At 66.5% G+C, this 13470-nt stretch carries 7 protein-coding genes; 2 read left to right on the top strand and 5 right to left on the bottom strand.

All coding sequences use genetic code 11. The features are described from left to right. Positions 1-33: 33 nt before the first annotated feature. Complete coding sequence (locus tag DL991_RS36010) at positions 34-1833, bottom strand: hypothetical protein (protein ID WP_125789065.1); 1800 nt, start codon at positions 1831-1833, stop codon at positions 34-36. 655 nt (positions 1834-2488) lie between these two features. Here DL991_RS36010 and DL991_RS43610 point away from each other — a divergent pair. Together DL991_RS43610 and DL991_RS43605 are read left to right on the top strand one after the other, a co-directional pair. Next, the gene (locus tag DL991_RS43610; protein WP_233599198.1) at positions 2489-2755 is read left to right on the top strand and encodes a M15 family metallopeptidase; all 267 of its coding nucleotides are present in this window, start codon (positions 2489-2491) and stop codon (positions 2753-2755) included. Continuing rightward, positions 2746-3090: a M15 family metallopeptidase gene (locus DL991_RS43605; RefSeq protein WP_233599196.1), complete on the top strand. Its 345-nt coding sequence runs from the start codon at positions 2746-2748 to the stop codon at positions 3088-3090. The genes DL991_RS43610 and DL991_RS43605 overlap by 10 nt, the downstream gene beginning before the upstream one ends. Before the next feature lie 189 nt (positions 3091-3279). On the opposite strand, the gene DL991_RS36000 is transcribed toward DL991_RS43605, so the two are convergent. From DL991_RS36000 to DL991_RS35985, 4 genes are all read right to left on the bottom strand, one after another. Then, positions 3280-7191 carry a DNA-directed RNA polymerase subunit beta' gene (locus DL991_RS36000; protein ID WP_125788805.1) on the bottom strand — a complete coding sequence of 1304 codons (3912 nt, stop codon included), beginning with the start codon at positions 7189-7191 and terminating at the stop codon, positions 3280-3282. 89 nt (positions 7192-7280) lie between these two features. Continuing rightward, positions 7281-10781: a DNA-directed RNA polymerase subunit beta gene (locus tag DL991_RS35995; protein ID WP_125788804.1), complete on the bottom strand. Its 3501-nt coding sequence runs from the start codon at positions 10779-10781 to the stop codon at positions 7281-7283. A gap of 1104 nt (positions 10782-11885) precedes the next feature. Beyond that, positions 11886-12857, bottom strand: a complete 972-nt coding sequence (locus DL991_RS35990) for a hypothetical protein (RefSeq protein ID WP_125789064.1) — start codon at positions 12855-12857, stop codon at positions 11886-11888. A gap of 84 nt (positions 12858-12941) precedes the next feature. Continuing rightward, positions 12942-13463 carry a hypothetical protein gene (locus DL991_RS35985; RefSeq protein ID WP_125788803.1) on the bottom strand — a complete coding sequence of 174 codons (522 nt, stop codon included), beginning with the start codon at positions 13461-13463 and terminating at the stop codon, positions 12942-12944. Between the last annotated feature and the right edge of the window lie 7 nt (positions 13464-13470).

Genomic DNA, 13470 nt, shown 5'->3' with positions numbered 1-13470 from the left:
CCCGCCACCCACGACCTTCCGCGCCGAACAGGGTTACTTGAGATCCGCGTCCGCCACGACGAACAGTTCGGAGTGCGGTTTGGCATTGCCGAAGGACCCGTGCGGCCAGGTCTTCCGGTTGAAGTTGATCCCGACCTGTCCGGTGAACTCGTCCCGGAAGTTCTGGTCGACGCCGACCTTCCCGTCTTCGCCGAGGTTCAGCAGGTTGACCTTGTGGTCACCGTCCAAACCGGACCGTGCGACGAAGTAGTTCGACACCGCGAGATGCCGCGGCTTGTCGGTTTCGTGGTAGTACCCGTCTTCACCGAGCACGAAGTTGTCGTACGCGCCCCAGTGCGGGCCACCGCCGGACGTGCCGGGGTTGATCGGCGCCGCGCCGACGACGGTCGGCAGGTCGCCGCCACCGCCCTGCTGCGACTTCTCCTTCGTGTCGATCCGGCCCTTGATGTTCTCGACCTTGTCGCCCGCGGCGACGAGTTTCCGAATGTCGAGGACGTAGACGCCGCCGGTGGTGCCGGGGTCGTCCGGACCGAGCGCGCCCTTCTGGCGGCCGGTGATCGCGCGGTAGAGGTATTTGTCGTCGGGGCTGGTCTGGATCCAGCCACCGTTCGAGCCGCCTCCGTTGGAGTCGTTGTTCGGGTGGATCGCCTTGTTCGCCGCGCCGTCGTCGAACACCTGGATCCAGTGCGGCTCCTTGGCGGTGATGTCCGGCGTGTAGAACACCGCGCCGCCCTGCATGGTCTGGGCGAACGCGCCCTTGTGACCGGGCAGGTTCGTCACCGTGGTCTCCATGACCGCGCGGCTTTCGGCGTGCAGCGGGTCGGCGGGATCGGCGCGAGGACCGTCCGGCAGGTACGAGACCGCCTTGAGCTTCGGCTTGTTGCGGTCGGAGATGTCCCAGGTGCGGACGGTCGGCCGCCGCAGATACGGCGACGGCTGCTTCACCGGGTCGAGGATGATGTTGCGCGGCTCGGCGTAGTCACTGGTGACCAGGGTGTCGAGGTCCTCACGGGCCTGGATGCCGTGCGGGTTGGCGCAGGTCGGCTTGTCCAGCTGCGGGAGGTTGTCGCACAGCTTCTTGTTGTCGCCCTGCGGGGTGGCCGCGGGGGACTCGGAAAGCACCTGCGCGTTCTGGTCGAAGCGGACGACCTCGCCGGGGCTGCCGGCGAAACCGTTGCCCACAACCGTGGAACCGTTGGCGTAGGTGTGCGGGCCGGGAACGACCGGACCGCCCATGTACGTGCCGTACGCGGTGCCGTCCTTGAGCACCCAGTACGCGTCGGGCACGGAACCGCCGAGGGTCTGGGTCGGGAGGCTGACGCCCTTGAGCTTCAGCTGCGGCAACGCGGAGACGTCGAAGGCGTACGTCGCGGCGGCGAACAGCGCGCCGGCGTAGATCGTGTCGCCCTTGTGCCACACGTATTGCATGTGGTGCGGCTCGTTCTCGACGAGCGGTCCGACGGTGGCGGTGTTGACGACCTTGCCGTAGGTCGGCGAACCCTGCGTCGCGTCGATCACGGCGAGGAAGTCCGGACCGGGCAACGCGTTCTTGATCTTGTTCAGGCCCCCGCCGAGCGAACCCGGCAGGTTCTTGACGTCCTTGACCAGGGTGTCGGCGATGTTCTCGTCGCCGGCCCAGACCAGCAGCCACTTCTTGCGTTTGCCGTCCGCACTCCGGGACGCCGCGATGTCCTTGGACACCAGGTGGTTCTGGACCCAGTACTCCTTGCCGTCGGCCGCCTTCTTCGCGTCTTTGACGACCTGGACGTCGGCGTAGGCACTGGTCGTGGAGCCGGTGTAGGTCACCGTGCCCACGGCCAGGGCCGCCGCCATGGCGCCGATCACCACTTTTCGCCACTTTGGCGAGTTGGATAGCATTCTTTCTCCCTGTTTTCGCTACCGAAGCGCCGGACATTCGGCACACCTCTCCCCTATTCCGCGCAGGCGTCACCGGCGCGATTCAAAGGGAAGCAATCAACCGCCGGTTCACGCAGGGAACCGTTGCGGCACAGTGGAAAACGTCAGCGCACGAGGAACGGACGCATCCGTGTCGGATACGCTGATTCAGTACGGCGCGACAAACCCGGAATAGGTCAGGAATCCATACACAGCGCGCTTGCCTGCTGTCGCAGATCAACGTGCCGGCGCCACACCAGGGCGACTGGGGATTGCATGGGCGAAATACTCGTGTGAAGCCGTCGGAGTGTCAATCTCGTGATCAAAGAATGGGACACGACACGGCCGGGTGAATTTCCCACGATGCGGATGGGCCATTGGGCCGAACGGGTGGCGGTTTTCCGCGCACTGGGAATTAGGCCACCTGGCGGCACTACGGCAGGTCACAACGGACCAGTAACCCGAATCCGGCGACCACAGGCCCGTTATGGTTTCGTTATGGAATCCCGGGAACTCTGACTTCACTGGAGCGCTGGGACATGGCCATGTCGAAGACGTTCAGACGGGCGTTGGCCGGAAGACCGACGGATACGTGCAGTCGCTGTGCCTCCTGATCAGGCAGGCCGCGGAAGGATTGCGGGCGGCCCAACGGCGACTCCTGCGGCAGGGCTACACGCTCAAGGTGTACGACTGCTACCGGCCGCAACGCGCCGTCGACCACTTCGTCCGATGGGCCAAGGACCTCTCGGACGAGCAGATGAAGGCGGAGTTCTACCCGAACGTGGCGAAGGACCGGCTGTTCGCCGACGGGTACATCGCGAGAAGTCCGGGCACAGCCGCGGGAGCACGGTGGACCTGACGATCGTGGAACTGCCGCCCCGGCCGCAGCGCCCCTATCGACCGGGCGAGACGCTCGTGCCCTGCTTCGCGCCGGACCGGTTCCCGGACAACACGGCCGACATGGGCACCGGGTACGACACGCTCTCGAACACCGACGATCCGCGGATCCCCGGGGAGGCCCGCGCGAACCGGCAACTGTTCAAGAACACGCTCGCGGCGGCAGGGTTCCGGAACCTCGCCGAGGAGTGGTGGCACTACACGTTCAACGGGGAACCGTTCCCGGACACCTACTTCGACTTCCCCGTCTCCCGATCCTCGCTGACCTGCGCTTCCGCCCTGCCGGATCGCGATTAGGGGGCTAAACGCAAGTCGGGCGGAATCGTGGGCAGATCGCGATTAGGGGACTAAACGCAAGTCGCCCTCGCCCGGCGCCGGATCGCGTTTAGCGGGCTAAACGCGATCCGGCCGGAGGAGCGGAGCGGGCGGGCAAAGCGAAGCGCCCCTGGCCGGGAGCCAGGGGCGCTTCGGGTGGAGCGGGGTGGATCAGCGGAAGTCGCGGCCGAAGTCGTAGTCGTCCAGCGGAACCGCGGCACCCGGAGTGGAGCCGAAGACATCCGGCGTGTAGTAGCCGTCGTCGTAGGACGGGATCGCGTAAGCGGCGACCCGCGCCTCCTCGGTCGGCTGCACCTGGATGTTGCGGTACTTGTTGATCCCGGTACCGGCCGGGATCAGCTTACCGATGATCACGTTCTCCTTGAGGCCAACGAGCTTGTCCGAACGGCCGTTGATGGCCGCGTCGGTCAGGACACGCGTGGTCTCCTGGAACGAGGCCGCCGACAGCCACGAGTCCGTGGTCAGCGAGGCCTTCGTGATCCCCATCAGCACCGGGCGACCCGAGGCGGGCTCGCCGCCTTCGGCGACCGACGCCCGGTTCTTCGCCTCGAACTTGGTCCGCTCGGGCAGCTCGCCCGGGAGGAAGTCCGTGGCACCGGAGTCGATGATCGTCACGCGGCGCAGCATCTGCCGCACGATGACCTCGATGTGCTTGTCGTGGATCGACACACCCTGCGCCCGGTACACCTTCTGGACCTCGTCCACCAGGTGCATCTGCGCCTCGCGCGGCCCCATGACCCGCAGAACCTCGTGCGGGTCCGGCGTACCTTCGAGCAGCTGCTGACCGACGTTGACGCGGTCACCGTCGCCCAGCGGGCCGTTCGGGGTGTTCGCGAGCCGCTGACGCTTGGACAGCTTGTCGAAGACGATCTCTTCGCTGCCGTCGTCCGGGATCAGCGTGATCTTCCAGAACCGCTCGCTCTCCTCGATGCGCACACGGCCATCGACGTCGGCGATCGGCGCCTTGCCCTTCGGGACCCGGGCCTCGAACAGCTCCTGGACACGGGGCAGACCGGTCGTGATGTCGTCACCGGCGACACCACCCTGGTGGAACGTACGCATCGTCAGCTGCGTACCCGGCTCACCGATCGACTGGGCCGCGACGATACCCACGGCCTCGCCGACGTCGACGAGCTGACCGGTCGCCATGGACCGGCCGTAGCAGGTGGCGCAGATACCGACGGCCGACTCGCAGGTCAGCACCGAACGCACCTTGACCTTGGCGATCCCGCTCGAAATGAGCTTGTCGATCGCCGGGTCACCGATGTCGTCACCGGCGTTGAGCACGACGTTGCCCTTGGCGTCGACCGCGTCGGTCGCCAGGTTCCGCGCGTACACGCTGGTCTCGACGTGCTGGTCGCGCAGGACCTTGCCGTCGCCGATGTCCTCACCGATCGGCATGTTGATGCCGCGGGTGGTGCCACAGTCGACCTCGCGGACGATGACGTCCTGCGACACGTCCACCAGACGACGGGTCAGGTAACCCGAGTCGGCGGTACGGAGCGCCGTGTCCGCCAGACCCTTACGGGCACCGTGCGTCGCGATGAAGTACTCCGCCACCGACAGGCCTTCACGGAAGTTGGCCTTGATCGGACGCGGGATGTACTCACCCTTCGGGTTCGACACCAGACCACGCATACCGGCCAGCGACCGGACCTGCGTCATGTTGCCCGCCGCGCCCGACTTCACGATCATCGCGATCGGGTTGTCGTCCGGCAGCGCCGTCTCCATGATCTTGTGGACCTCTTCGGTGGCCTGCGTCCACACCTTGACGAGCTCGTTGTTGCGCTCGGCGTGCGACAGCTGACCACGCTGGTACCGCTTCTCGACCTGGTCGGCCTTGCCTTCGTACTCGTCCAGAATGGCCTTCTTGCCGGTCGGGACGAGGACGTCGGAGATCGCGACCGTGACACCCGAACGGGTCGCCCAGTAGAAACCGGCGTCCTTCAGGCGGTCCAGGGTCTGCGCGACCTGCGTCATCGAGTAGCGCTCGGCGAGGTCGTTCACGATCAGGGCCTGACGCTTCTTCGGCATCGGCTCGTTGATGAACGGGTAGTCCGCCGGCAGCAGCTCGTTGAACAGCACGCGGCCCAGGGTGGTCTCGGCCAGCCAGGCCTTGCCCGGCTCCCAGCCCTTCTCCGCGAGCGCCGCTTCGTCGGCCTTGGCGGGCTGACGGTCGACGATGCGGATCTTGACCGGGGCGTGCAGGCTCAGCGCCTTGAGGTCGTACGCCATGATCGCTTCGGCGGGCGAGGAGTACGCGTTGCCGGCACCCTCGGCGTTCTCGGTGAGGCGGGTCAGGTGGAACAGACCGGTCACCATGTCCAGACGCGGCATGGCGAGCGGGCGGCCCGACGCCGGCGAAAGGATGTTGTTCGCCGACAGCATCAGGATGCGGGCCTCGGCCTGCGCCTCCGCGGAAAGCGGGAGGTGCACGGCCATCTGGTCACCGTCGAAGTCCGCGTTGAACGCTTCACAGACCAGCGGGTGCAGCTGGATGGCCTTGCCTTCGACCAGCTGCGGCTCGAAGGCCTGGATACCGAGACGGTGCAGGGTCGGCGCACGGTTCAGCATCACCGGGTGGCCGGTGATGACCTCTTCGAGCACGTCCCACACCTGCGGCCGCGAGCGCTCCACCATCCGCTTGGCGGACTTGATGTTCTGCGCGTGGTTCAGGTCGACCAGCCGCTTCATGACGAACGGCTTGAACAGCTCGAGCGCCATGTCCTTCGGCAGACCGCACTGGTGCAGCTTCAGCTGCGGACCGACGATGATGACCGAACGGCCCGAGTAGTCGACACGCTTGCCGAGCAGGTTCTGACGGAACCGGCCCTGCTTGCCCTTGAGCAGGTCGGACAGCGACTTCAGCGGGCGGTTACCGGGACCGGTGACCGGGCGGCCGCGGCGGCCGTTGTCGAACAGCGCGTCGACGGCCTCCTGCAGCATCCGCTTCTCGTTGTTGACGATGATCTCGGGCGCGCCGAGGTCGATCAGCCGCTTCAACCGGTTGTTCCGGTTGATGACCCGGCGGTAGAGGTCGTTCAGGTCGGAGGTGGCGAACCGGCCACCGTCGAGCTGGACCATCGGGCGCAGGTCCGGCGGGATCACCGGGACGGCGTCGAGCACCATGCCGCGCGGGTCGTTGCCGGTGGCCTGGAAGGCCGCGACGACCTTGAGCCGCTTCAGCGCGCGGAGCTTCTTCTGCCCCTTGCCGTTGCGGATGGTGTCGCGCAGGTTGTCGGCCTCGGCCGCGACGTCGAACTCGGTGGCCAGCTTCTGGATGGCCTCCGCGCCCATGCCGCCGGTGAAGTACTCGCCGTAGCGGTCGACGAGCTCGCGGTAGAGCAGCTCGTCGGCGATCAGCTGACGCACGTCGAGCTTGGTGAAGGTCGTCCAGACCTCCTCGAGACGGTCCAGCTCGCGACCGGCGCGGTCACGCAGCTGACGCATCTCGCGCTCGCCGCCTTCCTTGACCTTGCGGCGGACGTCGGACTTGGCGCCCTCCGCCTCCAGCTCGGCCAGGTCGGCTTCCAGCTTCTGCGCCCGTGCCTCGATGTCCGCGTCACGCTTGGTCTCGAGGTTCTTGCGCTCGACGCCGATCTCGTTCTCGAGGGTCGGCAGGTCGTTGTGCCGCAGCTCGGTGTTCACACCGGTGATCACGTAGGCCGCGAAGTAGATGATCTTCTCGAGGTCCTTCGGCGCCAGGTCGAGCAGGTAGCCCAGGCGGGAGGGAACACCCTTGAAGTACCAGATGTGGGTGACGGGGGCGGCCAGCTCGATGTGGCCCATCCGCTCACGGCGCACCTTGGCGCGGGTGACCTCGACGCCACAGCGCTCGCAGATGATGCCCTTGAAGCGGACCCGCTTGTACTTACCGCAGTAGCACTCCCAGTCCCGGGTCGGGCCGAAGATCTTCTCGCAGAAGAGGCCGTCCTTCTCGGGCTTGAGCGTCCGGTAGTTGATGGTCTCCGGCTTCTTGACCTCACCGAAGGACCACTGACGGATGTCGTCGGCGGTCGCGAGGCCGATGCGGAGCTCATCGAAGAAGTTGACGTCCAGCACGTCTTTGCATCCCCTTGGGGTTGAGTCGACTAGAGGGGTTGGCGGTCGAGGCGGGGCCCACGGGAGGCAGGCCCCGCCTCGGACAGCCGTCAGTGCACGACGTCGTCCACCGAGGGCGACTCGTTGCGGGACAGGTTGATGCCGAGGTTGGCCGCGGCGCGCTCGAGGTCTTCGTCGTCGGAGTCGCGCATCTCGATCGCGGCGCCGTCGCTCGACAGCACCTCGACGTTGAGGCAGAGCGACTGGAGCTCCTTCAGGAGCACCTTGAACGACTCGGGGATACCCGGCTCGGGGATGTTCTCCCCCTTGACGATGGCCTCGTACACCTTCACGCGGCCGACCACGTCGTCCGACTTGATGGTCAGGAGCTCCTGCAGGGTGTATGCGGCGCCGTACGCCTGCATCGCCCAGCACTCCATCTCACCGAAGCGCTGACCACCGAACTGCGCCTTACCACCCAGCGGCTGCTGCGTGATCATCGAGTACGGACCGGTGGACCGGGCGTGGATCTTGTCGTCGACAAGGTGGTGCAGCTTCAGGATGTACATGTAGCCGACGGCGACCGGGTACGGGTACGGCTCGCCGGAGCGGCCGTCCAGCAGCGTGGCCTTGCCGTTCTGCTTGACCATGCGCTCACCGTCGCGGTTCGGCTTGGTGGCGCCGAGCAGACCGGTCAGCTCGTCTTCCTTGGCACCGTCGAACACCGGGGTGGCGGTGTTCGTGCCGGGGTCGACGTCGTAGAGCTCCTCGTTGAGGTTCTTCGCCCAGTCCGGGTTGCCTTCGATCTTCCAACCCTGCGAAGCCAGCCAGCCGAGGTGAAGCTCCAGGACCTGGCCGATGTTCATACGACGCGGGACACCGTGGGTGTTCAGGATGATGTCGACGGGCGTGCCGTCCTCCATGAACGGCATGTCCTCGGCGGGGAGGATCTTGCCGATGACACCCTTGTTCCCGTGGCGGCCGGCGAGCTTGTCGCCCGGCTGGATCTTCCGCTTCTGGGCCACGTAGACGCGGACCAGTTCGTTGACGCCCGGGGGCAGCTCGTCGTCGTCCTCGCGCGAGAACACGCGGATGCCGATGACCTTGCCGGTCTCACCGTGCGGCACCTTCAGCGAGGTGTCGCGGACCTCACGGGCCTTCTCGCCGAAGATCGCGCGGAGCAGACGTTCTTCCGGGGTCAGCTCGGTCTCGCCCTTGGGCGTGACCTTGCCGACCAGGATGTCGCCGTCGCGGACCTCGGCACCGATCCGGATGATGCCGCGCTCGTCGAGGTCGGCCAGGACCTCTTCGGAGACGTTCGGGATGTCCCGCGTGATCTCCTCGGCGCCCAGCTTGGTGTCGCGGGCGTCGATCTCGTGCTCCTCGATGTGGATCGACGTGAGCACGTCGTCCTGCACCAGGCGCTCCGAGAGGATGATCGCGTCCTCGTAGTTGTGGCCCTCCCACGGCATGACCGCGACGAGCAGGTTCTTGCCGAGCGCCATCTCACCGTTTTCGGTGGACGGGCCGTCGGCGATGACCTGACCCTGCTCGACCCGGTCGCCCTCGTTGACGATCGGGCGGTGGTTGAAGCAGGTGCCGTGGTTCGAGCGGCGGAACTTGTACAGTCCGTAGCTCTTCCGCGTGCCGTCGTCGTGCATGATCGTGATCAGGTCGGCCGAGAGCTCCTCGACGACACCGGACTGCTCGGCGACGAGCACGTCACCGGCGTCCACCGCGGCGCGCAGCTCCACACCGGTGCCGACGTACGGCGCCTGGTTGCGGAGCAGCGGCACGGCCTGACGCTGCATGTTCGCGCCCATCAGCGCGCGGTTCGCGTCGTCGTGCTCGAGGAACGGGATCATCGCCGTCGCGACCGAGACCATCTGCCGCGGCGAGACGTCCATGTAGTCCACGTCCAGCGGGTCGATCAGCTCGACCTCGCCGCCCTTCTTACGGACCAGGACGCGGTCTTCGACGAAGGTGCCGTCTTCCGAGATCGGTGCGTTGGCCTGCGCCTTCACGAACCGGTCTTCCTCGTCCGCGGTGAGGTAGTCGACCTGGTCGGTGACGCGGCCCTCGACGACCTTGCGGTACGGGGTCTCGATGAAACCGAACGGGTTGACCCGCGCGTACGAGCAGAGCGAACCGATCAGGCCGATGTTCGGGCCTTCCGGCGTCTCGATCGGGCACATGCGGCCGTAGTGCGACGGGTGGACGTCACGGACCTCCATGCCGGCGCGCTCACGCGACAGACCACCCGGGCCGAGGGCGGACAGACGACGCTTGTGCGTCAGCCCCGACAGCGGGTTGTTCTGGTCCATGAACTGCGACAGCTGCGAAGTACCGAAGAACTCCTTGATCGCCGCCACGACGGGACGGATGTTGATCAGGGTCTGCGGCGTGATCGCCTCGACGTCCTGCGTGGTCATCCGCTCGCGGACGACGCGCTCCATCCGGGACAGACCCACGCGGATCTGGTTCTGGATGAGCTCGCCGACGGTGCGGAGACGACGGTTGCCGAAGTGGTCGATGTCGTCGGTCTCGACCGGGATGACCTGGTCGCCGACGGTCGCCTTGTCCTCGCCCGCGTGCAGGCGGACCAGGTACTCGATCGTCGAGACGATGTCCTCTTCGGTCAGCGTCCCGGTGTCGTACGGCGTGGTCAGGCCGAGCTTCTTGTTGACCTTGTACCGGCCGACCTTGGCCAGGTCGTAGCGCTTCGGCTTGAAGAACAGGTTCTCCAGCAGCGTCTGCGCGCTCTCCTTGGTGGGGGGCTCGCCCGGGCGCAGCTTGCGGTAGATGTCGAGGAGCGCCTCGTCGGTGCCGGCGGTGTGGTCCTTCTCAAGGGTGGCGAGCAGCGTCTCGGAGAACGAGAAGCGCTCACGGATCGCCTCGGTGGTCCAGCCCAGCGCCTTCAGCAGCACGGTCACCGGCTGGCGGCGCTTGCGGTCGATACGGACGCCGACGGTGTCGCGCTTGTCGACATCGAACTCGAGCCAGGCACCCCGGCTCGGGATGACGCGGACGTTGAAGACGTCCTTGTCGGTGGTCTTGTCGACGCTGGTGTCGAAGTACACACCCGGCGAACGGACCAGCTGGGACACGACGACACGCTCGGTGCCGTTGATGACGAAGGTGCCCTTGTCGGTCATCACCGGGAAGTCGCCCATGAAGACCGTCTGGCTCTTGATCTCGCCGGTGTTGTTGTTCACGAACTCGGCGGTCACGAACAGCGGGGCCGCGTACGTCATGTCCTTGTCCTTGCACTCCTCGACGGAGGCCTTGACCTCGTCGAAGCGCGGGTCGGAGAAGGACAGCGACATGGATCCGGAGAAGTCTTCGATCGGCGAGATCTCGTTGAGGACCTCTTCCAGGCCACCGACCGGGTTTTCTTCACCTTCTTCGACGCGGCGTTCGAACCACGCCTCGTCGCCGGTGAACCATTCAAAGGACCTGATCTGCACGTCGAGCAGGTTCGGGGTGCTGAGCGGCTCGCGAATCTTTGCGAAGGAGACCCGCTTGGGGGCTCCCGGGATTCCCGTGGACTCCGAGCGAGATACAGCCGAGGTGGTCGCAGCAGTGGCCTGGTTCGCGGGAGAGACTGCCAAGATGCGTCCTTCCGGGGACAATGAGCGGTGAGCAGCCGCGTCAGCAACAGCTGATGCGGTCTGTCAAGGGTGCCGTGTGCCCACTATCCTAACTACCGGCTCCGGGCAGCCTGAAAGAGGGCAGCGCAAAGAAGCAGTCTAGCCCGAACGTCACGGTCTGTCCAGGGGGCGCTCCTGATGGGGCCCAGCCTGCTTCGCAACGTCTTCAGGTATGCCTCTCCTCGGCCTCCCCGGACCGTCCCTCCCGCAAGGGCACCGCCGGTTCTCACCGTTGCCAGTAAGCGTGACCCCACAGGGGCTCTGAGTCAAGATGCCGCGCGGTGGTCCCGCCGGTTGGCGCAGCGTCGAAGAAGCTCCGCGGCAGGCGTCTCACAGGACGATCATCCTGGTTACCGACCGGTACGCGCAGGTGACGACGTTGGGGCGCCGACCTGCGTTTAGCGGGCTAAACGCGATCCCGCCCGGGCGGCGTCTCGGAGGGTCACCGGGTCGGGGCGGGGGTGGTTCGGGGCTCCTCAGGACGTTTCGGGGCGTGTGGCGGTTGTGGCCGGTGGGTCGGCTGGTGCGGCGCACAGGAAGGGCGCGGGGATCGCGTTCAGCGGGCTAAACGCGACGCGTCTCGGGCGGCTGCGGAGGCGAGGTTGGCGTGAGTGGCGACTCGGGTTCTGGCGAGCTTCCTCTTAGGTACCTGCGGCGCTTCTTGCGTGAGGCCTGGTCTCCCCAGTACATGAAGGACCCCTTCATGTACTGCGGGAAGGTGTGAAGGCCGAGTTCCCTCGGCTGAGTCGAGGGAAGGGGGCCTTCACGCGCGGGGCCGCCTCGGCTCGGGCTGCCTCAGCCCGGCATGAGGTGAAGGGCCCCTTCCCTACCCTCAGAGTAGGGAAGGAGTCCTTCACGGACCTGCGATCCCGGCACGCCCGCGCTGGGTACCTAGGGCGGGCTCCAGATCGCACTTAGGCCGCTAAACGCAGGTCAGTGGGTCAGGGGGCCTGGCGAAAAGCCGTGAAGGCCTCCTTGAGGGACTCTGGGTCCCTCAAGGAGGCCTTCACGGACAGTCGGGCGCCGGTAGCGTCGGAGCGCGTTTAGCGGGCTAAACGCGACGCGCTACTTGGAGGGGGCCGGGGAAGCGGGGGGTGAGGCGGGCGCGGAGGAAGCGGCCGGGTTGGGCGGAGCGGCGTAGGTGTTCATCGCCGTGATCTTCCACTTGTCGCCCTGCAGTTCCGCGTTCAAGTGCAGTTGCGCGCTTCCCGCGGTGGTCTTGTTCGTGTCGGCCCGCGTCGAGCTCTGGTCGACGAACACCATCACGTCGGCCCGGTCGCCTTCCAGCCGGATGACGGCGCTGCGGGTGACCTTGCAGGTCACGACCATCTTCTGCTGCGGGGCCAGCCGCTTGACCTCGCCCATCAGCAGGTTGTACTTCGCCCGCACCTCGTCGTTGACCAGCAGATCGCCTGCCGCGGTCTCGGTCTTCGCGATGTTGTTGTAGTCGTATGAGAACAGCGCCTCGGTCGCCTTCGCGACCTGGTCCTTGACCTGCGCGGTCTTCGCGACGTCCAGCAGCGCCGTGTTGTTCGTCGAGCTGGACACCTCGTCGGCTTGGATCTTGAAGAGCACGGCGGTCGCGGCCAGCAGGAGTCCGACGACGACCAGCGCGCCCGCCAGAATCAGCTGACGAGAGCCTGACTTCTTCTCGCTCTCCGACGACTCTTCAGCCTCCAAAGCCTCTTCAGACTCCGACGCTTCATCGGCTTCGGTAGCGACCTCGGCCTCGGCCTCTTCGATGTCGTCCGGCTTCGCCTTGGCGGCCGCGCGGACCTTCGCACGCGGGCTCGGCTTCGCGACAACCTCGTCTTCGGGAACTTCGGGAACTTCAGCCTCTTCAGGCGCCTCGACAGCGGCCCCCTCAGCCTCAGCAGCCTCAAGGGCCTCAGGCTCAGGCTCAGGTGCGGGCTTAGGCGCAGGCCGCGGCGACGGGCGACGGACCGGCGCCGGCGTTTCGTCGACCTCGACCTCTGAAGCAGAGCCTTCCGGAGAGGCGGGAGCAGGAGACGCTGCGGGCCGTCGCAGACCGGCCACCCGGGGGCGGCGCACCGGCGGAGTGCTGCGAGGGGGCTGGCGGCGGGAGGGGGGCACTACGAGGCTCCGTTCTAGGTGACGCTCTTACTGACCGGCCGCGACGAGGGGCACGTTGTCGATCCCGGACAGCTTCCACTCATCGCCGACCCGGGTCATCGAGACCTCCAGGCGCAACGCCTTCGAGCTCGCCTTGTCGCCCTGGGTGACCTGGGTGGAGATAGCGGCGAGGAAGCTCGCCTTGCCCTCGTGGTCGTCGAGTTCCTCGACCGCGATGTCCTGGATGGTGGTCACGACCTTGGTCTTCGCGTCACCGAGTGCCTTGCGATAGGTCGGTTCCAGCTGCTTCAGCTGCTCCGCCATCTTGTCGTCGGAGACGGCCTTCTGGCGGTTGAAGAACTCGTCGAGGTTCTCGAAGTCGACCTCGGTGTAGGCCTTGATCGCGGTGCCGCCCGCCTTGGCCACTTCGTCGCGTGAGCGCGCCAGGTCGGCGTTGTCGTCCGACGCGGCCACGGCCCACATGACACCGAAGATCGCCGCGGCGACGAAGGCGGCCAGCGCGAACGCCGCCGCCCCCAGGACGAGGGTCCGCGATCGAGAAGAACTCATGACACTC

The organism is Amycolatopsis sp. WAC 01375, assembly GCF_003947325.1.
Lineage (GTDB): Bacteria > Actinomycetota > Actinomycetes > Mycobacteriales > Pseudonocardiaceae > Amycolatopsis.
This window is presented reverse-complemented; position numbering and strand designations above follow the sequence as displayed.

Coding starts and splice junctions, on each gene's coding strand:
- DL991_RS35985 (WP_125788803.1), bottom strand. CDS start 13,463: ATGAGTTCTTCTCGATCGCGGACCCTCGTCCTGGGGGCGGCGGCGTTC.
- DL991_RS36010 (WP_125789065.1), bottom strand. CDS start 1,833: ATGGCGGCGGCCCTGGCCGTGGGCACGGTGACCTACACCGGCTCCACG.